The sequence below is a fragment of the Couchioplanes caeruleus genome, assembly GCF_023499255.1.
Classification (GTDB): domain Bacteria; phylum Actinomycetota; class Actinomycetes; order Mycobacteriales; family Micromonosporaceae; genus Actinoplanes; species Actinoplanes caeruleus_A.
Genome location: NZ_CP092183.1, coordinates 5,334,568 through 5,359,382 on the forward strand (window position 1 = coordinate 5,334,568; position 24,815 = coordinate 5,359,382).

Here is a 24,815-nt window from a genome sequence, read left to right on the forward strand (position 1 = left end):
GTGTACGAAGCCCTAGGCTGCGGCACCGCCGACGGCGTCGAGCTCCGCCACCGCGTCGGGCGGGAGCTCGAGGCCCGCGCCGGCCACGTTCTCGCGCAGGTGGTCGACCGACGAGGTGCCCGGGATCAGCAGGATGTTCGGGGAGCGCTGCAGCAGCCAGGCCAGCGCGACCGCCAGCGGGGTGGCGTCGAGGCGCTTCGCGACCGTGTGCAGCGTTTCCGACTGCAGCGGCGAGAAGCCCCCGAGCGGGAAGTACGGCACGTACGCGATCCCCTGCCGCGCGGTGAGCTCGACGAGCGCGTCGTCCTCGCGGTGGGCGATGTTGTAGAAATTCTGCACGCAGACGACCGGGGCGATGCGCTGGGCCTCGGCGAGCTGGCCGGCGTCGACCGTGCTGAGGCCGAGGTGCCGGATCAGGCCCTGCTGCTGCAGCTCGGCGAGGGCCTCGAACTGCGCGGCGATCGAGCCGGGCTCGGGACTCTCGACGCCGCCCATGCGCAGGTTGACCACGTCGAGCGTGTCCAGGCCGAGGCGTCGCAGGTTGTCGTGGACCTGCGCCTTGAGCTCGGCGGGCGTACGGGCGTGCGGCCAGCCGCCGTTCTCGTCGCGGCGGGCCCCGACCTTGGTGACGATGTGCAGGTCGTCCGGGTACGGCGCGAGCGCCTCGCGGATGATCTCGTTGGTGACGTACGGGCCGTAGAAGTCGGCGGTGTCGATGTGGTTGATGCCGAGGCCGACGGCGGCGCGCAGGACGGCGATCGCGGCGTCGCGGTCCTCCGGCGGTCCGAAGACGCCGGGTCCGGCGAGCTGCATCGCGCCGTAGCCGACGCGGGTGAGCTGGAGGTCGCCGACGCGGTACGTGCCCCCGAGGGTGTGGGTTGCCATGGTGTCCTCTCCGCTCGCGGTGTGTTCCGGTGAGCTGTCCCCCACGATGCCCCGGGCGCGCGGGGGTAGGCAGGGCCCCGGTCATCCTGGGGGTGGCGGGACCAGGATGCGGCGCGCGGCCGACCGTACGATGGGGGGCGTGGCCGGGTCGAACGTGCTGGGTGAGTATCTGCGGGCCCGCCGTGAGCTGGTGAATCCGGCCGACGCTGGCCTGCGGGTCGTGGGGGTCCGGCGGACGCCGGGGCTGCGCCGCGAGGAGGTGGCGACGCTGGCCGGGATCAGCGCCGACTACTACCTGCGGCTGGAGCAGGGCCGCGACCGCAACCCGTCGCCGCAGGTGCTCGAGGCGCTGGCCCGGGTCTTCGGCCTCGACGCGACCGCCACCGAGTATCTGCTGAGCCTGTCCACCAGCCGGCCGACGGGACGGCGTGCGCGCCGGGAGGCCGTCCCGACGGGAATCCGCCAGCTGCTGGACGCGCTGAACCTGCCGGCGTTCGTGGAGAGCCGGATGTTCGACGTGCTCGCCGCGAACCGGCTGGCGACGGCCCTGTCCCCCAGCATCCGCCCGGGCGGCAACCGGCTGCGCTCGGTCTTCCTGGACGAGGACGTGCGCGGCGAGATCCCCGACTGGGAGCAGGCCATCGCCGGCATGGTGGCCTCGTTCCGGGCGTCGATCGGCACTGACGTCGGCGACCCCCGCACCGCCCAGCTCGTCGGCGAGCTGTCGCTGGCCAGCGAGCCGTTCCGGCGCCTCTGGGCCCGCCACGACGTGAAACCGCTCGCGGGCGCCCCGACGCGCCTGCTGCACCCGCAGGTCGGCATGCTGCACCTGCGCCGGGAGAAGCTGCCGATCGGCGACTCGGGCGGCCAGCTCCTGGTGATCTACCATGCCGAGCCGGGCTCGGACAGCGCCCGCGCCCTGGCCCTGCTCGGCTCCCTCGCCGCGACGGATCCCGCGGACGACGCGGGCCGGCTCTCCCGCAACGCCTAGCCACCAGGTCGCCGAACCCCCTCCTTGCCGGGCGTCGGCAATGCAGGCCCGGGAATGTTCGCCGTCCCCGCGTCTGACCCGGCCGCGCCCCGGCGGGCGATGCTGATCGTGACGACGGTCCGGCCGAGGCGGAGGGACGATCATGCTGAGCGATGCGGAGCAGCGACGGCTGAGTGAGATCGAGCGGGAGCTGCAGGCGGACGACCCTCGCTTCGTCGCACGCTGTTCCGGCATGGCCGCGCGCCACCCCGCCCGCTGGGGTGGGATGACGGCGCGGATGTGGCTGGTGACGGCGGCGCTGACCATGGGCCTCGCCGTGCTGATGACCGACGCGTATCTGGTGCTCATCTCCCTGAGCGTCGCCGGTGTCAGCCTGGGCCTGTGGCTCAGCGATCACCCCGGACCACGTACCGGCGGCGTGTCCTGAGGGACCGGGCCTCGGACTGCCGGTGCCCGGCAATATCCGCTCGGCGTATTGGTCATCGGCCGGCCTGCCGACCGGCCCGCCCCCACGAGCAGGCTCGGGGCAGGGAATCCGGCTCGAGCGCTCGTGCTCCGGGTCCGACAGCGACGAAAGCCAGACGATGAACACGACGACATGCGAATCCGGCCGGCGCACGCTCACCGACACCCTGATCGAGGCCGCCTCGGTGGCCGTCTCCCATGCACCTTCGGTGCTCAACACGCAGCCGTGGCGATGGCGGGTGCACACCGACCGGCTGGAGCTGTTCGCGGACCGCAGCCGCCAGCTCACGGCCACCGACCCGGACGGGCGGCTGCTGACGCTCAGCTGCGGCGCGGCCCTGCACCACGCCCGCGTGGCACTCGCCGCCCGCGGCTGGGCGTGCCGGGTGCACCGGACCACCGACGTGTCCCGGCCCGACCTGCTGGCCGTCATGACCGGCTTCGACCGCATCGCCGTCACGCCGCGGGCACGACACGAGGAGTACGTCCTGGGCGTCCGGCACACGGATCGCCGCCCGGTCAGTGACGAGCGGCTGGCTCCCGCGGTCGTCCGCGCGATCGCCGGAGCGGCCGGGGACCGCGCCCGCCTGCACGTGCTGACCGGCGAGCAGGTGTTCGACCTGTCCGCCGCCTCGTCGCGGGCCGCAGCGGTTCAGGTGCGGGATTCCCTGGCCTGCGCCGAGCTGCGGTACTGGACGAGCCGCACGATGGGCGAGGGCACCGGGCTGCCGGACGCGGTGCTGCCGGAACGGCCGCCGCAGACCACGGTGCCCGGCCGGGGCTTCGGTCACGCCGGCACGCTGCCGATCGGGCGGGGCCACGACCGTGCGGCGACGTACGCGCTGCTCTACGGCGACGACGACGATCCCGGTGGCTGGCTGGCGGCGGGAGAGGCCCTGTCGTCGATCTGGCTCACGGCCACGTCGCTGAACGTGTCGGTGCTTCCGATCAGCGACGTCGTCGCCGTGGCCGGGACCCGCGAGCGGCTGCGCCGGATGCTCACGGCGTTCGACCACCCGTACCTGGCGTTGCGGCTGGGCATCGCCGAGCCGGAGCCGGGCGCCGCGCGACGCACCCCGCGCCTGCCGGCCGCCCAGCTCATCGACACCACGCCCGCGGATCGGGCGCAGTACACATGACCACCGCACCGGACATCGACGTCGAGGAAACCAGTGAGTGGGTCGAGTCGCTCGACGGAGTCATCGACGAACGCGGGGCCAAACGTGCCCGTTACGTGATGTTGCGCCTGCTCGAGCGGGCCCGGGAGCGTCAGGTCGGCGTGCCGCCGCTGACCTCCACGGACTACATCAACACGATCCCGCCGGAGCAGGAGCCCTGGTTCCCCGGTGACGAGTTCGTGGAACGCCGCATCCGCGCCTACATCCGGTGGAACGCGGCGATGCTGGTGCACCGCGCGCAGCGCCCGGACATCGGCGTCGGCGGGCACATCTCCACCTACGCCTCCAGCGCCAGCCTCTACGAGGTCGGCATGAACCACTTCTTCCGCGGTAAGCAGCACCCCGGCGGCGGCGACCACATCTTCTTCCAGGGCCACGCCTCACCCGGCATGTACGCGCGCGCGTTCCTCGAGGGCCGGCTGAGCAGCGAGCAGCTCGACGGGTTCCGCCAGGAACTCTCCCACGCGCCGAACAGCCTCCCGTCGTACCCGCACCCGCGGCTGATGCCCGACTTCTGGGAATTCCCCACCGTCAGCATGGGCCTGGGCCCGCTGAACGCGATCTACCAGGCCCGCTTCAACCGCTACCTGCACCACCGCGGTATCAAGGACACCAGCCAGCAACACGTCTGGGCGTTCCTGGGCGACGGCGAGATGGACGAGGTCGAGTCGCTGGGCGCGATCGGGCTGGCCGCCCGCGAGGAACTCGACAACCTCACCTTCGTCGTCAACTGCAACCTGCAACGCCTCGACGGCCCGGTACGCGGCAACGGCAAAGTCATCCAGGAACTCGAGTCGTTCTTCCGCGGCGCCGGCTGGAACGTCATCAAGGTCGTCTGGGGCCGCGAGTGGGACCCGCTGCTGGCCGCCGACACCGACGGCGCCCTGGTCAACCTGATGAACGTCACCCCCGACGGCGACTACCAGACCTACAAAGGCGAATCCGGCGCCTACGTACGGGAGAACTTCTTCGGCCGCGACCCACGCACCCGCAAACTGGTCGAGCACATGAGCGACGACGAAGTGTGGAACCTCAAACGCGGCGGCCACGACTACAAAAAGCTGTACGCCGCGTACAAGGCCGCCACCGAACACACCGGCCAGCCCACCGTCATCCTCGCCAAAACCATCAAGGGCTGGACCCTCGGGTCGCACTTCGAGGCCCGCAACGCCACCCACCAGATGAAGAAACTCACCCTCGACGACCTCAAAAGCTTCCGGGACCGCCTCTACCTCGACATCCCCGACAAGCAACTCGAGGAGAACCCGTACCTCCCGCCGTACTACCACCCCGGCGACGACTCCGACGAGATGAAATACCTGCAGGAACGGCGACGTGAGCTGGGCGGCTATGTTCCGGCCCGTACCGTCAGGAGCAGGCCGTTGCCGATGCCGGGCGACGCGGCCTATGCCGGGGTGAGACGCGGCTCGGGCAATCAGCCGGTGGCCACGACCATGGCGCTCGTGCGGCTGGTCAAGGACCTGATGAAGGATCCCCGGATCGGCCATCGGTTCGTGCCCGTCATCCCCGACGAGGCCCGGACGTTCGGGCTGGACGCCCTCTTCCCCAACCGGAAGATCTACTCGCCGCACGGCCAGACGTACGCCTCGGTGGATCGCGAGCTGCTGCTGAGCTACACCGAGTCCACCAGCGGTGTGCTGCTGCACGAAGGGATCACCGAGGCCGGCTCCACCGCGTCGTGGACCGCCGCCGGCACGTCGTACGCCACCCACGGCGAGCCGATGATCCCGCTGTACATCTTCTACTCGATGTTCGGCTTCCAGCGCACCGGAGACGGTCTCTGGGCGGCGGCCGACCAGATGACCCGCGGCTTCCTGCTCGGCGCGACCGCCGGGCGCACCACGCTCAACGGCGAGGGCCTGCAGCATCAGGACGGCCACTCGCTGCTGATCGCGGCCACCAACCCGGCGTGCGTGAGTTACGACGCCGCCTACGGCTACGAACTGGCCCACATCGTGCGTGACGGCCTGCGCCGCATGTACGGCGACGGGCAGGAGAACGTCTTCTACTACCTGACCATCTACAACGAGCCGATCCCCCAGCCGGCCGAACCGGACGACGCCGACATCGACGGGATCCTCGCCGGCATGCACCGCATCAGCGGCACGAGCGATCCCGCCCGTCCGGCGGCTCACATCCTCGCCTCAGGGATCGCCGTACCCGCCGCGCTGCAGGCTCAACAGCTCCTCGCCGACGACTGGGGTGTTCACGCGGACGTGTGGTCGGTGACCTCGTGGACCGAGCTGAGCCGTGAGGCGCTGGCCGCCGATGACGACGAGCGGGTCCCGTACGTCACCCGGCGCCTGCGGGAGAATCCGGCGCCCGTGGTGGCCGTCTCGGACTGGATGCGCGCGGTCCCCGACCAGATCGCCCGGTTCGTGCCCGGCCGGTGGGCGTCGCTGGGCACCGACGGCTTCGGCCGGTCCGACACCCGCGCGGCGCTGCGCCGGCACTTCCACGTCGACGCTCCGTCGATCGCGGTCCGGGTGCTGCGGGAGGTGGCCGCTACGGGCGCGCTCGGCCCCGCGACGGTCGGCAAGGCGCGGGCGGCGTACGGGCTCGGCTGACGCGGCGGGCTCAGCGACCGGCACGGGCCACCGGCGCCCGGGCCGGGACGGCGGCTCAGCGGGCCGCGTACGCCTGCGCGATCTCCACCAGGTGCCGCCGCTCGGCGGCGAAGTCGCGCGGCCGGGGTGTGTCGGGGTTGGCGTCGAGGATGACCTCGCTCGCGCCGAGTTGTTCCAGGGCGGCCACGTCCTCCACCACTTCCGCCAGGGTGCCCACACCGAGCGGCCGGCCTGGCCCACCCGTCGTGGGCTGCAGCCGCGCCTTGATCCGTACGATCAGGTCCGGCACCGGCCTGCCGAGGCCGGCGGCGGCCGCCCGGAGCGCCGGGACGCCGCGATCGCGCAGCCATTCGTACGGTGGGTTGATGGGGTGCCAGGCGCTCGCCCAGCGGGCGGCCCGGCGGATCGCCCGCGGTGACGCGCCGCCCGCCCACACCGGGAGGCTGCCCCCGGCCGGGCGCGGACCGGTCGCCGCGTCGGTGATCGGCAACCCGGGCAGGTCGGCGGTGACCCGGTCCCGGGCCCAGGCGGCGGTGATCAGGTCCAGGTAGCGGTCGGTGACCTCACCGCGGGCCGCGTGGTCGGCGCCGAGCGCGGCGAACTCAGTCGCCGCCCAGCCCGCGCCGACGCCGAGCACGAAGCGGCCGCCCGACATGAGGTCCAGCATCGCGCTCATCCGGGCGGTGTGCAGCGGGTGCCGGTACGGCAGGACGATCACGGACGTGCCCAGCCGGACCCGGGAGGTCTGCCCCGCGAGCCAGGCCAGCAGGACGAACGGGTCGTGGAACGGGTCCGGGTAGAGGGCGGTCACCTCGGGCGTGGGGACGACGTGGTCGGAGACGACGAGGGTGGCGAAGCCGTCGTCCTCGGCGAACCGGGCCCACTCCAGCAGCGCGCCGACCGTGGCCCCGGCGCCGAAGTTGGGCACGTTGACGCCGAGCGGGATCATCGCCGGCCCTCGAAGGCGCGCGCGGCGTCCACGCCGGAGTCGCCGCGGCGGGCGATGCCCGGCAGCACCGCGGTGACCGCCTCGATGAGCCGTGCGGTCGTCGCCGGGTCACTGTCGATCCACGCCGGCACGCTCTCCTTGGGCGCCGCGAAGACGATCTGGCCGATCCCGGACGCGGCGGCGACCAGGCGGCAGATCCCGCACGGCTCGCAGCTGGAGTAGACAACGGCGCCGGCGAGGTCGAGCGTGCCGAGCCGCCGAGCCGCGTCGCGGATCGCGGTGACCTCGCCGTGCGCGGACGGGTCGAGGTCGGCCATCGCCGTGTTCACGCCGGCGCCGATCACCGTACCGTCGCGGACCACCAGCGCCGCGAACGGAAGCTGTCCCGCGGCGCCGTTGCGGCCCGCCAGCTCCACCGCCCGTGCGAGCGCGGCGGCCTCGCCGAGCGCCGCGCCGATCACCTCGCCGACATCCACTGTGGTCATGGAGTCACAGTAGGAGGCGCGTCTAGTGAAATCGCCACAGGCGGTCGCGGGTCGTGCCGTCGCCGGTCTCGACGATCCGTTCGGCGCGGGTGAGGCCGAGCACCTGCCCGGTGGACGCGTTCTGGATGCGGAACGTGCCGGCCCCGCCGTAGCGCAGCCGCCACAGCTGGCCCAGCACGGTTCCCGTCTGCGCGTTGCGCAGCTGGAAGCAGCCGTTGACCCGGTAGTCGGCCTCCCAGTGGCAGTCCGGGCCGCCGAGGCGTACGCCCGTGCCGGCGTGCTCGATGCCGCGGCGGCCGTCGGGCACGAACCACCACGCCTGGGTCCGCGGCCCGGCGTCACCCAGCAGCCGGCCGGTACGCAGCTCACGCAGCTGCTGGGTGCCGTCGCCCATGTCGGCCGGCTGCCAGGGGCCGCAGACGCCGTCGTCCGGCGACCACCGCCAGGTCAGGGCGTCGCCGTCGGCGGCCACGTCGCGCAGCACGAGCACCGCGCCGGTGCCCGCGTTCACGAGGCGGAACACCATCTCAGCGGGCGCGTCTCGTGACGAGGCGCTGCAGGACGATGAACCCGAACAGCAGGATGCCGATCACGATCTTCGTCCACCAGGAGCTGAGCGTGCCCTGGAACGTGATGATGGTCTGGATGAGGCCGAGCAGCAGCACTCCCAGGACCGTGCCGAACAGGTAGCCGGAGCCGCCGGTGAGCAGCACCCCGCCGATCACCACCGCGGCGATGGCGTCCAGCTCCATGCCCTGCGCGTGCAGGCTGTAGCCGGAGAGCATGTAGAAGCTGAGCAGCACCCCGCCCAGCGACGAGCAGAAGCCGCTCACCGTGTAGACCGCGATCCGCGTACGGCCCACCGGCAGACCCATGAGCAGCGCGGAGTCGGCGTTGCCACCGATCGCGTAGACCGTACGGCCGAAGCGGGTGTACGCCAGCACGTACGCCGCGACGAGCACCACCACCAGCGCGATCACCACGCTCGTGGAGATGAAGATGCCGGGCGCGAACCGGATCCGCTTCTGGGCCATCGCGGTCCAGAACGGGTCGGTGATCGGGATGGAGTTGCGGTTGATCAGCAGGGACAGCCCGCGGGCGAGGAACATCCCGGCGAGCGTGGCGATGAACGGTTCCACCTTGAAGTAGTGGATGACCGCGCCCATGCCGAGGCCGAGCACCGTACCCATCAGCAGCACGAGCGGGAGCACCACGGCCGCGGGCCACCCGGCGTGCAGCAGCGTGGCCGCCACCACCGTGGTCAGCGCGACCACCGCGCCGACCGACAGGTCGATGCCGCCGGTGAGGATCACGAAGGTCATGCCGGCCGCGACCACGAGCAGGAACGCGTTGTCGACGAAGACGTTGAGCAGGACCTGGGTGTCGGAGAAGTTCTCGTAGTTGGCCACGCCGGTGCCGTACATGCCCACGAGCAGGGCGAGCGTGACGAGCACGGGCACGTGCCGCCGGTCCGCCCAGCGGCGGCGGCGGGCCGCCGGGGCGGGCGGGGCGGTCCGGGGCGGGGAGGTGACGGCGGTCATGCTGGGGCTCCTGCGGTGCGGCGGCGGCGGAGGACGACGGCCCGGAACGCGGCGGACTGGCTCAGGCAGAGCACGACGACCACGACCGCCTTGAACAGCAGGGTGGTCTCCGCCGGGATGCCGATCGTGTACGTGGTGATGTCGAGCGCCGAGATCAGCACCGCGCCGAGCACGCTGCCGGCCAGCGAGAAGCGGCCGCCGGTGAGCGCCGTACCGCCGATGACGACGGCGAGGATGGCGTCGAGCTCGATGAGATTGCCGGCCGCGTTGCTGTCGGCGCTGGCCACGTTGGAGCTGAAGATGAGGCCGGCCACCGCGGCGCAGACGGCCGCGAAGACGTACGCCATGATCGTCAGGCCCCGGGCCCGGATGCCGGCGAGCCGGCTGGCGGTGGGGCTGGCGCCGACCGCCTCGACCAGCACGCCCAGCGCGGACCGGCGGGTCAGCATCACGGCGATCGCCACGACCGCGGCCACGATCAGCACCGACACCGGCAGCGCCAGGAAGTAGCCGGCGCCGATGACGCGGAACGGCGGCGACGAGACGTTGATGATCTGCCCGCTGGTGAGCAGCTGGGCGATGCCGCGGCCGGCGACCATGAGGATCAGCGTCGCGATGATGGGCTGGATGCCGATCACCGACACCAGCACGCCGTTCCACAGCCCGAGCACCACGGCCAGCCCGATCGCGGCGGCGACGGCCAGCAGCACGCCGCCGATGCTGTCCTGGTTCGGCAGGTCGCCGATCATCAGGCACGCGACCGCGCCGGCGATGGCCATGACCGAGCCCACGGACAGGTCGATGCCCCCGGTCGCGATGACCACCGTCATGCCGAGCGCGACCAGCACGAGCGGCGTGCTCGAGCGGAGCACGTCGATCAGCGAGCCGTACAGGTGGCCGTCGTGGACGGTGATGGAGAAGAAGCGGGGCGCGAAGAAGACGTTGCTGACCAGCAGCACGACCAGCACGGCCGCGGGCCAGAAGAGGCGGTGGCGGGTCAGGGCGGTCATGCGGTGGCTCCGCTCGCGATGGTCTGCATGATGCGGTCGGCGTCGACGCCGCCGGTGTTCTCGATCTCCTCGACCAGGCGCCGGTCGCGCAGCACCTCGATCGTGTGGCTGAGCCGCAGCACCTCCTCGAGCTCGGCGCTGACGAAGAGCACGGCCATGCCGCCCCCGGCCAGCTCCACGAGGAGCTTCTGGATCTCCGCCTTGGCGCCGACGTCGATGCCGCGGGTGGGCTCGTCGACGATGAGCAGCTTGGGCTCGGTGATCAGCCAGCGGGCCAGCAGCACCTTCTGCTGGTTGCCGCCGCTGAGGTTGCGGACCGGCGTCTCCGGGTCGGCCGGGCGGATGTCGAGCGCCTTGACGTACTTGGCGACGAGCTCATCCTGGCGCCGGCGCGGGATCGGCCGGGACCAGCCGCGCGCCGCCTGCAGCGCGAGCACGATGTTCTCCCGGACGCTCAGGTCACCGATGACGCCCTCGGTGCGCCGGTTCTCCGAGGAGAAGGCGATCCCGTGGCGCATGGCCGTACGCGGGGCCCGCAGCGTGACCGGCTCCCCGCCGATCTCGAGGTGCCCGCTGTCCGCGCGGTCGGCGCCGTAGAGCAGGCGCGCCACCTCCGTACGCCCGGAGCCGAGCAGTCCGGCGAGCCCGACGATCTGGCCGGAGCGGATCGTCAGGTCGAAGGGCTGGATGGCCCCGGCCCGGCCGAGACCGTGCGCGGCGACCACCGGCTCGCCGGGGGCCGCGGCGGTGCGCACCTCGTCGTCGAGCCGGTCGAGGACGGTCAGCTCCTTGCCGATCATCTTGGTGACGAGCTGCATCTGTGGCAGCTCCTCGGTGCGGTACTCGCCGATGAGGCGGCCGTTGCGCAGCACGGTCATCCGGTCGGCGATCTCGTAGACCTGGTCGAGGAAGTGCGACACGAACAGGATGGCGACGCCGTCGCGCTTGAGCCGCCGCATCACCTCGAACAGCCGCTCCACCTCGGAGGCGTCCAGGCTCGACGTGGGTTCGTCCAGGATCAGGACCTTGGCGGAGATGTCCACCGCCCGGGCGATGGCCACCATCTGCTGGATGGCCAGCGAGTACGAGGACAGCGGAGCGGCCACGTCGAGGTCGAGGTCGAGCCCGGCCAGCAGCTCGGAGGCGCGGCGGCGCATCTCGCCCCAGCGGATGCGGCCCAGCCGGCGCGGCTCGCGGCCGATGAAGATGTTCTCCGCCACCGACAGGTTGGTGCAGAGGTTGACCTCCTGGTAGACGGTGCTGACCCCGGCCTGCTGCGCCTGCAGCGGTCCGGCGAAGCGCACCGGCTCGCCCGCGAGGCGGATGTCGCCGCCGTCGATGCCGTACACGCCGGTGAGGACCTTGATGAGGGTCGACTTGCCGGCGCCGTTCTCGCCCATGAGGGCGTGCACCTCGCCGGGGAACAGCCGGAAGTCCACGCCGTCGAGCGCGACGACGCCGGGAAAGGTCTTGCGGATCCCGGTCATCTCCAGGACGGTCCGCTCGGTCATGGGTGGTGCCCTTCTGCGCAGGGCCCCGCCCCGCAGGTGCCGGGGCGGGGCCGCGGCTGTCAGTACTTGCGGCCCGGCAGGGCGGCCTTGGCCTGCTCCTGATCGAAGGTGGTCTCCTCGGTGAGCACCCGGTTGGGCACCTGCTCGCCGGCCTTGACCTTCTTCGCCAGGTCCATCAGCTGTGGGCCGAGCAGCGGGCTGCACTCCACGATGTAGTTGATCTTGCCGGCGGCGAGGGCGGTCATGCCGTCCCTCACCGCGTCCACCGTGATGATCTTGATGTCTGTGCCCGGCTTCTTGCCGGCCGCCTCGATCGCCTCGATGGCGCCCAGGCCCATGTCGTCGTTGTGCGCGTACAGCACGTCGATGTCGGGGTACGTCTTCAGGAAGGCCTCCATGACCTCCTTGCCGTCCGTACGCGTGAACTGCCCGGTCTGCGACGCGATCACCTTGAACTTCGGGTCCGCCTTGATGACATCGGCGAAGCCGGCCTTGCGGTCGTTGGCCGGCGCGGCGCCCGGGGTGCCCTGCAGCTCGACGATGTTCACCGGGTCGTTCTTGCCCTGGTACTCCTTGACCAGCCACTCCCCCGCCTTCTTGCCCTCGAGGACGAAGTCGGAGCCGATGAAGGTCTTGTAGAGCGAGGTGTCCTGGGAGTCGACCGCGCGGTCGGTGAGGATCACCGGGATGTTGGCGTCCTTCGCCTCCTTGAGCACGGTGTCCCAGCCGGACTCGACCACCGGCGAGAACGCGATCACGTCGACGCGCTGGGCGATGAACGACCGGATGGCCTTGATCTGGTTCTCCTGCTTGCCCTGGGCGTCGGAGAACTTCAGGTCGATGCCGGCACTGGCCGCCGACTCCTGGATGGACTTGGTGTTGGCCGTACGCCAGCCGCTCTCGGCGCCGACCTGGGAGAAGCCGAGCGTGATCTTGTCACCGCCCGAGCCGGAACCGGACCCGGAGCCGCCGCTGTCGCCGCCGCAGCCGGTCACGCCGGCCGTGACCAGCGCGCCGGCGAGCAGCGCGGCGAACCATTTCCTGCGCATGACGTCCTCCACTAGCTGTTGTTAGCGTTCACAATTTGGATCTCGAAAAGTGCCGGTCGGAGATGGAAGGGGGGACCGGGCGGCACGGGGGTACGCAAGATCAACACTCGAGCGGACCCGTACCAACCAAGGGCTTCAATGCAGTGGCGTGCGCCACACGGTGCGTTTCAGGAGTGTTACCGTTCTCAAACGCGCCGTCAAGAGGTAACCGCGGATCTACACTGTGATCGGTCAGCGAGATCGACAGGGGGGCCGCGTGCCATCGAAGAAGCGGGTCACGGTCATGCGTGACGTCGCCAAGCTCGCCGGGGTGTCCCACCAGACGGTCTCGCGGGTCCTCAACGAGCATCCGAACGTCAAGCAGGAGACGCGCACGCGCGTGCTCGAGGCGATGCAGTCGCTCAACTACCGCCGCAACCTCGCGGCCCGCACGCTGGTCACCCGGCAGTCACACACGCTGGGCCTGATCGGCTTCGAGACCACCCTGTTCGGCCCGGCGTCCATGCTGTACGGCATCGAGGACGCCGCCCGCGCGGCCGGCTACCTGGTCAGCATCGCGACGGTCCGCAACCTGGAACGCCGCGAGGTCCTCGAGGCGGTGGACCGGCTCTCCCAGCACGCCGTCGACGGCATCATCGCCATCGCGCCGAAGCCGGCCGTCACCAACGGGCTGCTGCAGGCGCCGGGCGGCCTCTACTGCGTCGCGGTCGGCGGCGCGGGCGAGACCGACGCGGTGCCGACCGTACGGGTGGACAACGCCGCCGGCGCCCGCCTCGCCACGCAGCACCTGCTCGGGCTGGGACACCGTACGGTGCACCACGTCGGCGGCCCGCACGACTGGCCCGAGGCCCAGGAACGCGTGATGGGCTGGCGCGACACTCTGTACAAGGCCGGCGCGGTGGTGCCGCCGGTCGCCTTCGACTCGTGGACCGCCGAATGGGGCTACCGCCGCGGCCAGGAACTCGCCCGCGACCCCGAGGTCACCGCGGTCTTCTGCGCCAACGACCGGATCGCGCTCGGAGTGCTGCGCGCCCTGCACGAGGCGGGCCGCTCCGTCCCGCGCGACGTGAGCATCGTCGGCTTCGACGACATGCCGGACTCGGGCTACTTCCTGCCCCCGCTGACCACGGTGCGCCAGGATTTCGCCGAGCTCGGCCGCCGCAGCCTCACCCTGCTGCTGCAACACATGGCCGACACCGACGAGCCGGAAGCCCCGGCGCACGTGGTGGTGTCCCCGGAGCTCGTCGTCCGCGGCAGCACCGCCGCGCCGCCGCGCTGACACCGCCGCCGGACCACGCCCGTCCGTCCCCCGCACTCCGGGCGTGACCCCGGACAAGGCACCTCAGCGAGGCACCGGGGCCGGCACGCCGCGTCCGGGCCTCTCGTGGGCCGGCGTTACAGCGGTGACCGTACGGTGAAAGCCACCGGCCATCCGCCCAGCCCCAGCCGCCCGCGGCGCAGCGACAGGAACCGGTCCGGGTGGGCCTGGGAGCTGAGCAGCACCGTGCCGGAGTCCATGCCCGGCTGGGGGCAGAACGTCGCGTCGGCCGCGTACGCGGAGGTGCCGTCACGGCGGTCGAGCCAGACCCCGCGGTCGCGGTGGCGCAGGAAGAAGCCGGGGTAGTTGACCGACTCGAACGAGACGCAGCCGGTGCCGGCCAGCCCGGCGCGGACCGTGAAGGTGGAGTCGGCGCGGTCGAGGGACGGGCTGGTCGCGTCGATGCGGTCGACACGGGCCCGGAAGTCGCGGTGGCGGACCCGGTAGCCGGTCATGCCGGCCGGTTCGAGGCCGGCGGCACGGCCGACCGTGAAGGGACCGCGGCGCTCCGGCGCCCGGGTCCGGGTGGGCCGGGGACGGGCCGGCGGCGGACTGGACACCGACGGGCGCGCCGACGAGGGCGCCGGCGCCCCGCTGTGTGCCGAGGCGGAGGCGGAGCCCGGCGCGAGCGCGTTCGCGGCGAGGGAACGCCCGGCGGGTCCCGCCGAGGGTGAGGCGGACGCGGGGCCGAGCGGGGGCACCGGGACCGTCGGGACGACCGGCAGCGCGACGAACCGCGGCGGGCCCGGCCGGGTGGCGTGGCCGCTCTCGTAGGCCATCACGCCGGTCACGGCCAGCACGGCCAGGCCGGCGCAGGCGGCGATGACGGCCCGGTGACCGCGGCGGGCCGGCCCGGGGGCGCCGGACGGACGGCCGGGCTGCGGCACCGCGGCGCTCGCGGCCGCGAGGAAGGCGTCGGGCAGCGGGGAGGGGCCGGTGGCGCTCTGCCGGTACGGCGGCACCCAGCCGCCCACGCGCAACTCGGCGGTGCGGGACTGATCCTCTGTGGACATGCACTTCCGTTCCGTGGCGGCGGAGCATGACGTGCGATACGCGCGAAGCGCCGCAGCCATATTCGTGGCAAAGGTCACGGAACGCAAGAGCCAAGTGACGCGCGAGGAGGCCCGGGACGCGGGGATGGAACCACGTCCCGGGCCGGTTCTCGGCGCCGCCCCGTCCCTCACGGCGGGGCGGCTCCTGTCACGGTGAGGTGCAGGTGAGGTTGTTGACGCTGGTCGGGGCGGTGCCCGTACCGGTGAAGCCGAACGTGGTGGAGCCGTTGGCCGGGACCGTCCCGTTCCACGACTCGTTCTTGACCGTCGCCGAGGATCCGGAGCCGGTGTACTTGCCGCTCCAGAGCTGGCTCACCGACTGCCCGCCCGGGAACGTCCAGGAGACCGTCCAGCCGTTCACCGCGGAGGTGCCGGCGTGGACCATGATCTCGCCCTGGAAACCGCCGCCCCAGCCGCCGGTGGTGTTGTACATCGCCGTGCAGCCACCGTTGCCCGAGGGCGGCGGGGTGCTCGGGTCCGTCGGCGGCGGGGTGCCCGGGTCGGTCGGCGGCGGCGGGGTGGTGCCGTCACCGACGCCGGTGACCTGGCCGTTGCCGCCGTCGAAGACCACGTCGGAGCAGCCGTAGAAGGTCTCCGTGCTGTCCGAGCGCGACCACACCGAGTAGATGATGTGCCGGCCGCTCTTGCCGGACGGCAGGTTGCCCGTCCACGAGTAGCGTCCGTCCTCGGTGCCCGGGCCGCCCACCGCGGTCGGGTTGACGACCTGGCTGAACGGCGTGGACTCGAGGTCACTCCACGCCAGCGGCCGGGTCGGGCTCCAGCTGTCCTTGGTGATGTACAGCGAGAACGTCCCCGGGTGCTTGGCCCAGTCGTTGTAGTCGAAACGCATGCTCGCGCCCGACGTCAGGTGGGTCACCGGGAAGTCGTTACGGGCCAGGTTGAAACCGGTGAAGTTGTACGGCCCGCCCGTACCGCCGCTGCACAGCTGACCGTCGGGGATGAAGCCGGAGGTACGGCCGGCACCGTCGGAGCGCAGCACCGCGAACCAGTTGTACAGCGGCGTGGTGCCGCTCTGGGCCACGGCCGCGGCGCAGGCCGCGTTCTTCGGCTGGATCGCGCCGTTGGCGGTCAGCCCGTCCTTCCAGCACAGGTACGTGCGGCTGCCGGGCGCCATCATCGCGCCGTGCGCCTGGGCCGGCGCCGATTGCAGGACCGCGACACCGGTCCCGGTGAGCAGCAGCATCGCGGCCGCCACCCATCTCGCCTTTCTCATCGTGTCTCCTTCTTCGATGGCTGCGGGGTCAGCCGTTGGGGAACAGGCGGGCGTAGTCCGCGTAGCCCGTGGCCACGTCGACCTGGGCCCAGAAGCGGTGGTAGTTGAAGGTCGGCGCGGGGCCGCCGTCCAGGTACGCCTGGACCTTCGGCCAGTCCGGGTCCTTCTTGTAGAAGGAACGGATGTCCAGGAAGGACACGCCAGGCTTGATGACGTCGCCGTTCGGCATCTTGCCGCTCCAGCCCGGCGGGATGTAGATGCCCTGGCCGGTGGCCGGGTCGTAGACGTCGTCCATGCGGTTGTAGTCCGCGCGGGTCTCGGTCACCGACACGCCCTTGCCGTCCTTGTACGCCCAGATCGCGTCGAGCAGCCCCTTGGCCGCCGTCTTCGCCCGGGTGTTGCCGGACTTGGCCGCGTAGTACGTGAGCAGCTTGGCGAACGAGCCGGCCACACCGAGGTCCTGGCCCTTGCTGGTGACCTCGACGTGCAGGCCGGTGTTGGCCGACGGGCTCGACGGGTTCCAGGTGTTCGGCTTGCCGGTCCACGCCAGGTCCGACGGGATCGAGAAGGTGCTGGTGCCGATGGTGCTGTTGTCCAGCGCCCACGGGACCCACTTGTCGAGCACCGACTTCGCCTTGGTGTCACCGGTCGTGTAGTAGTACTCGGCGAGCCGCTCCAGTGACCACGTCTGCATGCCGAACCAGCGGTTGGACGGCGGGTCGGCGTACACCGGGGCCTCGACGTAGGACACGCCGTAGAACGTCGGGGTGCCCGCGGGCGGTGCCTCGTAGGCGCCGTTCCAGCTGTTCGTCGCGCCGCCGGCGATGCCGCCCTCGGACGACTGCAGCCACTGGTAGAACTCCAGCTGCCGGTTCAGGCTCGCCTGCCAGTCGGCCTTGGCGGTCGGCGACTTGGGCGTCAGCGCGCTCACGTTGCTCAGCACGTACGCGGCCATCGGGTTCTGGTAGCCGAAGTGGCTGGTGCTGGAGCCGATCCGCCAGGCCCAGCCGGCCTGCGTGTCGGTGGCGCCGCCCCACGCGTAGTACCAGGACATCAGGTTGTTGGAGCTGCTCTTGCCGCTGCCCGCCGGGCAGGAGGTCGAGGTGCAGCCGGGGTTCTTGAAGTACTTGTCGTAGAAGGAGTAGCGCAGGTAGTCGCCCATCTTCGCGGCGTTCGCCACGGCGGTGGAGACCTGCGACGCCTTGCCCTGCTGCGTGGCCCAGGTGTAGGCCCAGTACGCCGCCTGCACCGCGCGCGAGTCCGCGTCCGGGGCGTCGGTGTACTTCCACTGCTTGGCGTACGAGGCGTCCTTGGTGAACAGGTCCAGGTAGCCGTTGGGGCCGCCGTACTTGAACGTGTCGCAGGACGGCTGCGGCACGGTCTCGAACGTCGACTCCTGCGGGCCGCGCTGGAAGGTGTTGATGTACGTGACCCGCGACGTCCCGTCACCGCAGTGGCCGAAGCCGTACGTGTTGTCCACGTCCAGCAGCCAGTGCATTCCGTAGATGTCGGAGGTGCCGTACGCGCTCTTCAGCTCGTTGGCCAGCGGGTCCGTGCCCACCGAGACGCCCGATTCGAGCTGCGACGGGTACTGCGAGGGCAGCGGGTGCTCCGCCGCGTACGTGGCCGGCTTCGACGGGTCGTACTTGTCGTTGGTCGGCTGGTCGGCGTGCGACGGGATGATGTACTTCTCCATCGTCTGCCACGCGGTGTTGAACGGCGTCCACTCGCCGGTGACCTGGCCGTGCTCGGCCTCCAGCCACAGCCAGTAGCTGAACGCCTCGCTGGTGGTCTCGTGACCCTGGTCGGGCGCCTCGTCGATCAGCGTCTCGATCGAGTGGTACGGCACGCCCTCGGGGCTGAAGTAGCCGTTGGCCGGGTTCTTGATGTCGGTGTAGAGCTGCGTGAACCGGCCGTCCGCGCTGCCCTCGGCGACCACCAGCGCGGTGACCGTCGCGGCGGTGAGGCCGGTGGCGGTGGCGCTGAAGGTGGCCTGGGTGTTCGCCGCCGCCGCGTCGGAGGCCGTCAGCGTGACCGTCTGCGGGGTGCTCCAGTTCGACGTGGTGAACGTCAGCGTCGCGGGCGAGGCGGAGACCGTGGTGGCCCCGGCCGTGCGGGCGATCGAGACGGCGGTGCTCGAGGCCGGCGCCTTGGACAGCGACACCTTGAACGTCGTCGTCTTGCCCGGCGACACGGTCACCGAGGTCGGGTCGACGACCACCGCGGGGTCGGCGGACGCGTCGACGAACACGGGTACGTCGGCCGTGGTGCTCTTGACGCCCGTGGAGTCGTACGAGATCGCCTGCACGTGGTACGCCGCGGTCTGCGCGGGCACCCCGCTCCAGGTGTAGCTGTACGGCGACGTGGTGTCGGTGCTGAGCAGCAGGCCGTCGTGGTAGAACTCGACCTTGCTGACCGTACGCCCGCTCGCCGCGGTGGCGGTCGCCGTGATCGGGATCGACGCCGGCGCGGTGTAGCGGGTGTTCGCCGCGGGGCTGCTGAGCGCCACGGTCGGCGCGGCGGCGGTGCCGTTGCACGCCGTGCCGTTGAGCGTGAACGACGTCGGTACGGGGTTCGCCGATGTGAAGGTGCCGTTGAAGCCGGTGCTCACGCTGGCGCCCGTGCCCACGTTGCCGTTCCAGGCGGCGTTGTTCACCGTGACGTGTGCGCCGCTCTGGGCGTACGTGCCGCTCCAGCCCTGGGTGACGCGTTGCCCGGCGTCGGGGAAGTCGTACTCGAGGCGCCAGCTGGTGACCGGGTCACCGGTGTTCGTGATCGCGATGTCACCGGTGAAGCCGCCGCTCCACTGGCTCGCGACCTTGTACACCACCGTGCAGCCGGCTGCGGCCAGCGCGGGTGGTGGGGCGGCGGTGATGACGAGGCCGGTGCCGAGGAGCGTGGCACCGCAGGCCGCGAGGGCCCTTCTAGCCTTGCGTCTCATGGGCTTCCTTCCTAGACGGACGGGCTGCAGGTGATGGGGGACGGAACGGGATTGCTGCCGGTCCAGGTGCCGAGGAAGCCGAACGTGGTGCTCGTGTCCGGGGCCAGGGCGCCGTTCCAGCCGGCGTCGTGGACGGTGACGCCGGTGCCGGTCTGCGTGCCGGTGCCGCCCCACGCCTGCGCGAAGGTCTGCCCGGCGGTGAAGGTCCAGCCGACCGACCAGCCCTTGGTCGTGGTCGAGCCGGTGTTGCGGACGGTCACCTCGGCCTGGAAGCCGCCGCTCCAGGACCCGGTGATCCGGTACGCCGCCGAGCACCCGGCCGAGGACGGCGGCGGGTTCGACGGGCCCGGGTTCGACGGGCTCGGCTGGGACGGCGTCGGGTTCGACGGGCCCGGGTTCGACGGCGTCGGGCCGGACGGCGTCGGGGTGGTGCCGCCGCCCTGCCGGTCCGCGTAGAGGATGCCGCGGCCGTTGGTGCCGAGGTAGACGCGCCCGTAGACGCGCGGGTCACCGGCGAGGGCCTCCCCCGCGTTGCCGTACTGGTGGGCGTCGTCGTTGATGCGGACCCAGGCGGTGCCGCCGTTGTCGGAGCGGAAGACCCCGGTGACGCCGTCGACCGTGCCGACCAGGAACACCGCCGGGTACGCCGCCCCCGGTGCCGCCTTGCCGAACGCCACGTTGATGCCGGAGCTCACCGAGGCGACCGCCGTGAACGTCGCCCCGAAGTTCGTGGAGTGCAGCAGGCCGGACGTTCCCGCGAGCCACACGTCGCCGGCCTTGCCCGGTACGGCGTGGAAGTGCACCGTGCCCGACGCCGGCACGGCCGCGGCGGAGGCGGTGAAGGTGGCCCCGCCGTCGCGGCTGACGTAGAACTTGCCGGCGGCGTACCCGTAGAAGGTCTTGGCGTCGGCGCGGTCGGACTCGACCGTCGCGCCGGCGGGAATGCCGGTGGACCGGGTCCACGAGCTGCCGCGGGTGGTCGAATAGTGCACGTCGGCGCCGGCCGGGGCCCAGACGAAGGCGCCCGCGTCGGCGGAGACCGCGATGGTGCCGCCGCCGGTCACGCCCGACGGCTCCTGACCCTGGTACCACGTCTTGCCGCCGTCGGTCGAGACGCCGATGTGCGGGGCCGCGTCCGCGTTGCCCACCCGGGCGAAGACGGTGGGGCTGGCCTCGGCGAAGTCGAGGCTGGTGTTGCTGCTCAGGCTCGGGGTGTCGTGGAAGGACGGCGGCACCGCGTCGAGGTCGGCGTGGTAGAAGCCGCCGATGTCGCCGAGCGCGCTGACCAGCGGGGCGCCCGACGGCGGGCTGGCCAGGTCGAGGACCGCGGTCTCCTCCAGCCCCTTGGCCATCGGCTTGATCGTGAACGTGGTGTTGCGGTCCCAGTTGGTCAGCTGGGTGGTGCCGTAGACGGTGGCGCCGGTGCCGTACAGCAGGCGGTTCGAGTCGAACGGGTCGATCTCCACCGACTCGTTCATCCAGCCGAGCTTCGGCGTGGCCTCCGGCGGCTGCGGGTTGGTGTTGAAGTCGAGCCACGGGGTCGCGGAGATGTCCATGGTGTATCGCTTGGACTGGTTCGGGTAGCTCGTGAATTCCCAGATCCGTGTCCAGGTCGCGCCGTTGTCGGTGCTGCGGAAGAAGATCGCGTCCGGCCACCAGGAGACCTGCGTGGCGACCATCAGGGTGCCGGGGTGCTGGCGGTCGACGGTCAGGCCGGAGTAGCCGTAGTACAGGTCGTCGCCCGCGCTGAGCTTGACCGGGCTGACGTCGGTCCACTCCCCCGTCGCGGTGTTGAGCCGGAACACCTGGCCCTTGCCGCCGTCGTACGGCCCGCCGGTGTCGCTGGTGGCGATGTAGAGGAAGTGGTTGACCGAGTCCACCACGCCCTTGTGGGCCAGGTAGCCGGTGGGCTGGCCGGGGATCCGCGCCCAGCTCGTGCCGCCGTCGGTGGAGCGGTAGACCGGATTCTGCTTGTCGGCCACGCCCACGTAGACGTCGCGGGTCACGTCGTCGAAGGTGACCCAGGTCAAGCCCTGGTTCTGGCTGAGATAGCCGTTGGTGTCCGACGGGTCCTGGACGTAGGTGCCGGCGTTGGGGAAGGCGGTCACCTTCGACCACGTGGCGCCGTAGTTCGTGCTGCGCCAGAGGCCGTTGCCGCCCTCGGCGGCGAAGTAGACGTTGCGGTTGTCGTGCGGGTCGACGGCGAGGCGCTCACCCATGCCGCGGCCGGGCATGTTGCCGCCGTTCTTGAACGGCAGCGTGCTGACCTGCCAGGTGGCGCCGCGGTCGGTGGAGCGCAGGATCGCGCCGTTGTTGGGGTCCCAGCTGTTGGTGTACATACCGACCGCGGCGTACACCCGGTTGGCGTCGACGGGGTCCGCGGCGATGCTCAGCACGCCGTTGTAGCCCCAGTTGTTCTGCCCCACCCAGTCGAGCAGCGGGGTCCAGCTCTGGTTCGCCTGGTTCCAGCGGTACGCACCGCCGATGTCCGTACGGGCGTAGATGAGGTTCTTCTCGGCGCGGCTGAAGACGAGTCCCGGAACGAAACCACCGCCGTCGATGCGGACGTTCTTCCAGGCGTACGTGTCACTGGGGGCGGCGGCGAGGGCGGGCGCGGGCCGGTGGGCGGCCTGGCCGACCAGCGCCGCCGCACCGACGAGAGTCAGCGCGGCGGCGACGGCGATGAGGCGTGGGCGATGCAAGGGGCAATCCTCTCGGGGACGTCGGCGGCGCCCGGGGGCAGCGCCATCGACGGACGTCTCTCATGGGAGCGCTCCCATGACTGTCGGCCGTGTTCACCTGGAAGTCAAGAGCCGGAAACAATCCCATCGGCAGATGCCGATGTTGACAACGACTTAACCGAGTAGGTAGACATAGGCCTGTCCACCGTCATGGGAGCGCTTCCTACACCGATGGAGGACCCACCCGTGAGAAAACGCAGCCTTCTGGGCGGCCTCGCCGCCCTGGCCACGGCCCTGGTGGCCGGGGCGACGCTGACCGCCCAGCCCGCCCAGGCCGCCGCCGGATTCACCGTCAGCGGATCGCGCATCCTCGACGCCAACGGCAACGCCTTCGTGATGCGCGGCGTCAACCACGCCCACACCTGGTACGCCGACAAGATCGGCGCGCTGGCCGACATCAAGGCGCTCGGCGCGAACACCGTGCGCGTGGTGCTCAGCAGCGGCGACCGCTGGACCCGCAACGACGCCGCCGACGTCACCAACGTGATCAACCAGTGCAAGGCCAACCGGCTCATCTGCGTGCTCGAGGTGCACGACACCACCGGGTACGGCGAGGACGCCGCGGCCACCACGCTGGCCAAGGCGGTCGACTACTGGATCGGCATCAAGAGCGCGCTGGCCGGCCAGGAGCGCTACGTCATCCTCAACATCGGCAACGAGCCGTACGGCAACACGAACACCGCGGGCTGGGTCGCCGACACCAAGAACGCGATCACCCGCCTGCGCGCCGCCGGTTTCGAGCACTCGATCATGGTGGACGCGCCGAACTGGGGCCAGGACTGGTCCTTCACGATGCGCGACAACGCCACCTCGATCTTCGCCACCGACCCGCAGCGCAACACCATCTTCTCGATCCACATGTACGGCGTCTTCGACACCGCCGCCGAGATCACCGACTACCTCGGCCGGTTCACCAGCGCCGGGTTGCCGATCGTCGTGGGTGAGTTCGGCTTCAACCACTCCGACGGCAACCCCGACGAGGACACCATCATGGCCACCGCCCAGGCCGAGGGCATCGGCTACCTGGGCTGGTCGTGGAGCGGCAACGGCGGCGGCGTCGAGTACCTCGACCTGGTCACGAACTTCGACGCCACCCAGCTGACCTCGTGGGGCCAGCGGCTGTTCAACGGCGCCAACGGCATCAAGGCCACCTCGCGCGAGGCCAGCGTGTACGCCGGCAGCTCCACCCCGCCCTCGACGCCGCCGGGCAGCCCGTCCACCCCGCCGTCGAACCCGCCGGCCGGCAAGTCGTGCTCCGCCACGTACGCGATCACCGGGAAGTGGGGCGGCGGCTTCCAGGGCGCGGTGACGGTCAAGGCCGGCAGCGCGGCGATCAGCTCCTGGACCGTGACCTGGACCTGGCCCAACGGCCAGCGCTTCACCAACACCTGGAACGCGACCGTGACGACCTCCGGGGACGCCGTGACGGCGCGCTCGATGTCGTACAACGGCTCCCTGCCGGCCGGGGGCAGCACCAGCTGGGGCTTCACCGCCGGCTCGAACGGCACGAACACCGCACCGGCCGTGAGCTGCGCGGCGGCCTAGAAACCGCCCCTCGCCGCCGCGTCCCGGCCGCCGCCGGTCGCCGACACCGCGTAGGTGTCGGCGGCCGGCGAACGCTTGCTCGCGTGGTTGAACTGCACCGCGAAGACGTATTGGCCCGGCGACACCGAGGCGCCGTCCTTGAGCACGAACCGGTAGACCAACCGGCCGTCACTTTCGGCCACGCTCATCGTGACCATCTCGTTCGGCAGCGTGCTCCACTGACCGGTGGTCGCCACCCCGTCGGTCCGCGAGACCGAGACCGTCACCGCGAGCGCGGTCAGCCTCCTGGTGGTGCGCAGCGTGACGTTGCCCTGGGTCCAGTTCGGGTTGGAATGGGCGTCGACCTCACCGTCCGTGGTGAGGAAGCCGGGCCGGTGGGCGGCCTTGCTGGAGACGGAGACCTTCGGCGGGGCGCTCGTCGCGGTCGCGGACGGCGACGGGGACGGCGTGGCACGGACGGCGGAGGGGGCGGGGGCGGCCGCGGGTGCGCTGTCGCCCTCACCGCCGCCGGCAAACCGGACCCCCACAACCCCCACGACCACGAGACCGACGGCGGCGGCCGCGGCGAGCGGGCGCAGCCGTACCAGCGTGGTCCGGCGTGACTCGGCGCGACCGCGGACGATCCGTTCGAACATGGCGTCCCGGTCCGGGCGGTGCCGCTCCGCCTCCTCCCGCAGCAGGACGCGCAGGTCCCGCTCGTCAGGCTCCCGCACTGCGGCCTCCTATGCCCACCGGTAGCTCCTTCAAGAAGACGCTCAGTTGCGCGGCGCCGCGCGAGGTCTGACTCTTCACCGCGCCGACCGAGATGCCGAGGATCTCCGCCACCTCCCGCTCGGGGACGTCGAAGGCGTACCGCAGCACCACGCACTCGCGGCGCCGCATCGGCAGCCGGCTCAGCGCCTCCCGCACGTCCAGTACCGCCGCGGTGTCCGGGTCACTGCGGTCCCGGCGCAACATGCCCAGCCGCAGCAGCCCGTGCCGCTCCCGGGTCTGCCGCTTGATCCACTGCCGGGCCAGGTTGGCGACGATGCCGCGGGCGTACGCGAGCGGATTGTCCGCCGCTTCCACCCGCTCCCAGTGCTTCCACACCTCGACGAACGCGTCCGCTGCCAGGTCGTCGGCGGCCCCGGCCTCGCCCGTGACGAGGTAGGCCAGCCGCGACAGGTCCGCGTGGTGCTGGTCGAAGAAGCGCCGGAAGGCACGCTCGGTATCGGGGTCGGTCACGCGGTCCTTCCTGACGTGCGGCGCTACGGCGGTGCCGGCTGCCCCGCAAGGGGGCAAGGGGACCGGGGCAGCCGGCGGTCCGCTCCCGGACGGCCGCAAGATACCGCC

At 71.5% G+C, this 24,815-nt stretch carries 20 protein-coding genes; 6 read left to right on the top strand and 14 right to left on the bottom strand.

What is annotated here, in order from left to right; genetic code table 11:
• Nucleotides 1-12: 12 nt before the first annotated feature.
• Nucleotides 13-885 carry an aldo/keto reductase family oxidoreductase gene (locus tag COUCH_RS24790; protein WP_249607600.1) on the bottom strand — a complete coding sequence of 291 codons (873 nt, stop codon included), beginning with the start codon at nucleotides 883-885 and terminating at the stop codon, nucleotides 13-15.
• A gap of 130 nt (nucleotides 886-1,015) precedes the next feature.
• Between COUCH_RS24790 and COUCH_RS24795 the strand changes: the two genes are divergently transcribed.
• The 4 genes from COUCH_RS24795 (at nucleotide 1,016) to aceE (ending at nucleotide 6,107) form a co-directional block, all read left to right on the top strand.
• Nucleotides 1,016-1,876: a helix-turn-helix domain-containing protein gene (locus COUCH_RS24795; RefSeq protein WP_430640996.1), complete on the top strand. Its 861-nt coding sequence runs from the start codon at nucleotides 1,016-1,018 to the stop codon at nucleotides 1,874-1,876.
• 142 nt (nucleotides 1,877-2,018) lie between these two features.
• Nucleotides 2,019-2,303: a DUF3040 domain-containing protein gene (locus COUCH_RS24800; protein WP_249607602.1), complete on the top strand. Its 285-nt coding sequence runs from the start codon at nucleotides 2,019-2,021 to the stop codon at nucleotides 2,301-2,303.
• Nucleotides 2,304-2,460: 157 nt separating this feature from the next.
• Nucleotides 2,461-3,480, top strand: coding sequence for an Acg family FMN-binding oxidoreductase (locus COUCH_RS24805; protein ID WP_249607603.1), 1,020 nt, complete (start codon nucleotides 2,461-2,463; stop codon nucleotides 3,478-3,480).
• Nucleotides 3,477-6,107: a pyruvate dehydrogenase (acetyl-transferring), homodimeric type gene (gene aceE / locus COUCH_RS24810; RefSeq protein WP_275979975.1), complete on the top strand. Its 2,631-nt coding sequence runs from the start codon at nucleotides 3,477-3,479 to the stop codon at nucleotides 6,105-6,107. Before COUCH_RS24805 ends, aceE begins: the two co-directional genes overlap by 4 nt.
• Before the next feature lie 55 nt (nucleotides 6,108-6,162).
• Here the strand turns inward: aceE and COUCH_RS24815 are convergent, their stop codons facing one another.
• From COUCH_RS24815 to COUCH_RS24845, 7 genes are read right to left on the bottom strand one after another with little or no spacing between them, the layout of a single operon-like run.
• A complete protein-coding gene (locus tag COUCH_RS24815) occupies nucleotides 6,163-7,056 on the bottom strand; it encodes a TIGR03619 family F420-dependent LLM class oxidoreductase (RefSeq protein ID WP_249607604.1) in 894 nt (297 codons plus the stop codon).
• Nucleotides 7,053-7,541, bottom strand: a complete 489-nt coding sequence (locus tag COUCH_RS24820) for a nucleoside deaminase (protein ID WP_249607605.1) — start codon at nucleotides 7,539-7,541, stop codon at nucleotides 7,053-7,055. The genes COUCH_RS24815 and COUCH_RS24820 overlap by 4 nt, the downstream gene beginning before the upstream one ends.
• Before the next feature lie 22 nt (nucleotides 7,542-7,563).
• Complete coding sequence (locus COUCH_RS24825; protein ID WP_249607606.1) at nucleotides 7,564-8,052, bottom strand: RICIN domain-containing protein; 489 nt, start codon at nucleotides 8,050-8,052, stop codon at nucleotides 7,564-7,566.
• Between the two features lie 16 nt (nucleotides 8,053-8,068).
• On the bottom strand, nucleotides 8,069-9,082 hold the full coding sequence (yjfF, locus tag COUCH_RS24830) for a galactofuranose ABC transporter, permease protein YjfF (RefSeq protein WP_249607607.1): 1,014 nt from the start codon (nucleotides 9,080-9,082) through the stop codon (nucleotides 8,069-8,071).
• Nucleotides 9,079-10,092 (bottom strand): ABC transporter permease, encoded by a 1,014-nt coding sequence (locus COUCH_RS24835; RefSeq protein WP_249607608.1) that lies wholly within the window; start codon nucleotides 10,090-10,092, stop codon nucleotides 9,079-9,081. The genes yjfF and COUCH_RS24835 overlap by 4 nt, the downstream gene beginning before the upstream one ends.
• Nucleotides 10,089-11,603, bottom strand: a complete 1,515-nt coding sequence (locus COUCH_RS24840) for a sugar ABC transporter ATP-binding protein (protein WP_249607609.1) — start codon at nucleotides 11,601-11,603, stop codon at nucleotides 10,089-10,091. Before COUCH_RS24840 ends, COUCH_RS24835 begins: the two co-directional genes overlap by 4 nt.
• A gap of 59 nt (nucleotides 11,604-11,662) precedes the next feature.
• On the bottom strand, nucleotides 11,663-12,652 hold the full coding sequence (locus COUCH_RS24845; RefSeq protein ID WP_249607610.1) for an ABC transporter substrate-binding protein: 990 nt from the start codon (nucleotides 12,650-12,652) through the stop codon (nucleotides 11,663-11,665).
• Nucleotides 12,653-12,935: 283 nt separating this feature from the next.
• Here COUCH_RS24845 and COUCH_RS24850 point away from each other — a divergent pair, with 283 nt between their 5' ends.
• Nucleotides 12,936-13,931: a LacI family DNA-binding transcriptional regulator gene (locus tag COUCH_RS24850; protein WP_249613800.1), complete on the top strand. Its 996-nt coding sequence runs from the start codon at nucleotides 12,936-12,938 to the stop codon at nucleotides 13,929-13,931.
• A gap of 116 nt (nucleotides 13,932-14,047) precedes the next feature.
• Here the strand turns inward: COUCH_RS24850 and COUCH_RS24855 are convergent, their stop codons facing one another.
• The 4 genes from COUCH_RS24855 to COUCH_RS24870 form a co-directional block, all read right to left on the bottom strand.
• Nucleotides 14,048-14,983 carry an AbfB domain-containing protein gene (locus tag COUCH_RS24855; protein WP_249607611.1) on the bottom strand — a complete coding sequence of 312 codons (936 nt, stop codon included), beginning with the start codon at nucleotides 14,981-14,983 and terminating at the stop codon, nucleotides 14,048-14,050.
• Between the two features lie 187 nt (nucleotides 14,984-15,170).
• Nucleotides 15,171-16,256: a lytic polysaccharide monooxygenase gene (locus tag COUCH_RS24860; protein ID WP_430640818.1), complete on the bottom strand. Its 1,086-nt coding sequence runs from the start codon at nucleotides 16,254-16,256 to the stop codon at nucleotides 15,171-15,173.
• 28 nt (nucleotides 16,257-16,284) lie between these two features.
• On the bottom strand, nucleotides 16,285-19,197 hold the full coding sequence (locus COUCH_RS24865; RefSeq protein WP_249607612.1) for a glycoside hydrolase family 48 protein: 2,913 nt from the start codon (nucleotides 19,195-19,197) through the stop codon (nucleotides 16,285-16,287).
• Between the two features lie 11 nt (nucleotides 19,198-19,208).
• On the bottom strand, nucleotides 19,209-21,899 hold the full coding sequence (locus COUCH_RS24870) for a cellulose binding domain-containing protein (RefSeq protein WP_275979976.1): 2,691 nt from the start codon (nucleotides 21,897-21,899) through the stop codon (nucleotides 19,209-19,211).
• Nucleotides 21,900-22,109: 210 nt separating this feature from the next.
• On the opposite strand from COUCH_RS24870, the gene COUCH_RS24875 reads away from it, so the two are divergent.
• Nucleotides 22,110-23,483 (top strand): cellulase family glycosylhydrolase, encoded by a 1,374-nt coding sequence (locus COUCH_RS24875; protein ID WP_430640819.1) that lies wholly within the window; start codon nucleotides 22,110-22,112, stop codon nucleotides 23,481-23,483.
• Here the strand turns inward: COUCH_RS24875 and COUCH_RS24880 are convergent.
• Together COUCH_RS24880 and COUCH_RS24885 are read right to left on the bottom strand one after the other, a co-directional pair.
• Nucleotides 23,480-24,196 carry a hypothetical protein gene (locus COUCH_RS24880; RefSeq protein WP_249607614.1) on the bottom strand — a complete coding sequence of 239 codons (717 nt, stop codon included), beginning with the start codon at nucleotides 24,194-24,196 and terminating at the stop codon, nucleotides 23,480-23,482. The two genes, COUCH_RS24875 and COUCH_RS24880, sit on opposite strands and share 4 nt — an antisense overlap.
• Nucleotides 24,183-24,707, bottom strand: a complete 525-nt coding sequence (locus tag COUCH_RS24885) for a SigE family RNA polymerase sigma factor (protein ID WP_249607615.1) — start codon at nucleotides 24,705-24,707, stop codon at nucleotides 24,183-24,185. The genes COUCH_RS24880 and COUCH_RS24885 overlap by 14 nt, the downstream gene beginning before the upstream one ends.
• Nucleotides 24,708-24,815: the final 108 nt, after the last annotated feature.

Coding starts and splice junctions, on each gene's coding strand:
- COUCH_RS24790 (WP_249607600.1), bottom strand. CDS start 885: ATGGCAACCCACACCCTCGGGGGCACGTACCGCGTCGGCGACCTCCAG.
- COUCH_RS24795 (WP_430640996.1), top strand. CDS start 1,016: ATGGGGGGCGTGGCCGGGTCGAACGTGCTGGGTGAGTATCTGCGGGCC.
- COUCH_RS24800 (WP_249607602.1), top strand. CDS start 2,019: ATGCTGAGCGATGCGGAGCAGCGACGGCTGAGTGAGATCGAGCGGGAG.
- COUCH_RS24805 (WP_249607603.1), top strand. CDS start 2,461: ATGAACACGACGACATGCGAATCCGGCCGGCGCACGCTCACCGACACC.
- aceE (WP_275979975.1), top strand. CDS start 3,477: ATGACCACCGCACCGGACATCGACGTCGAGGAAACCAGTGAGTGGGTC.
- COUCH_RS24815 (WP_249607604.1), bottom strand. CDS start 7,056: ATGATCCCGCTCGGCGTCAACGTGCCCAACTTCGGCGCCGGGGCCACG.
- COUCH_RS24820 (WP_249607605.1), bottom strand. CDS start 7,541: ATGACCACAGTGGATGTCGGCGAGGTGATCGGCGCGGCGCTCGGCGAG.
- yjfF (WP_249607607.1), bottom strand. CDS start 9,082: ATGACCGCCGTCACCTCCCCGCCCCGGACCGCCCCGCCCGCCCCGGCG.
- COUCH_RS24835 (WP_249607608.1), bottom strand. CDS start 10,092: ATGACCGCCCTGACCCGCCACCGCCTCTTCTGGCCCGCGGCCGTGCTG.
- COUCH_RS24840 (WP_249607609.1), bottom strand. CDS start 11,603: ATGACCGAGCGGACCGTCCTGGAGATGACCGGGATCCGCAAGACCTTT.
- COUCH_RS24845 (WP_249607610.1), bottom strand. CDS start 12,652: ATGCGCAGGAAATGGTTCGCCGCGCTGCTCGCCGGCGCGCTGGTCACG.
- COUCH_RS24850 (WP_249613800.1), top strand. CDS start 12,936: ATGCGTGACGTCGCCAAGCTCGCCGGGGTGTCCCACCAGACGGTCTCG.
- COUCH_RS24855 (WP_249607611.1), bottom strand. CDS start 14,983: ATGTCCACAGAGGATCAGTCCCGCACCGCCGAGTTGCGCGTGGGCGGC.
- COUCH_RS24860 (WP_430640818.1), bottom strand. CDS start 16,256: ATGAGAAAGGCGAGATGGGTGGCGGCCGCGATGCTGCTGCTCACCGGG.
- COUCH_RS24865 (WP_249607612.1), bottom strand. CDS start 19,197: ATGAGACGCAAGGCTAGAAGGGCCCTCGCGGCCTGCGGTGCCACGCTC.
- COUCH_RS24875 (WP_430640819.1), top strand. CDS start 22,110: ATGGAGGACCCACCCGTGAGAAAACGCAGCCTTCTGGGCGGCCTCGCC.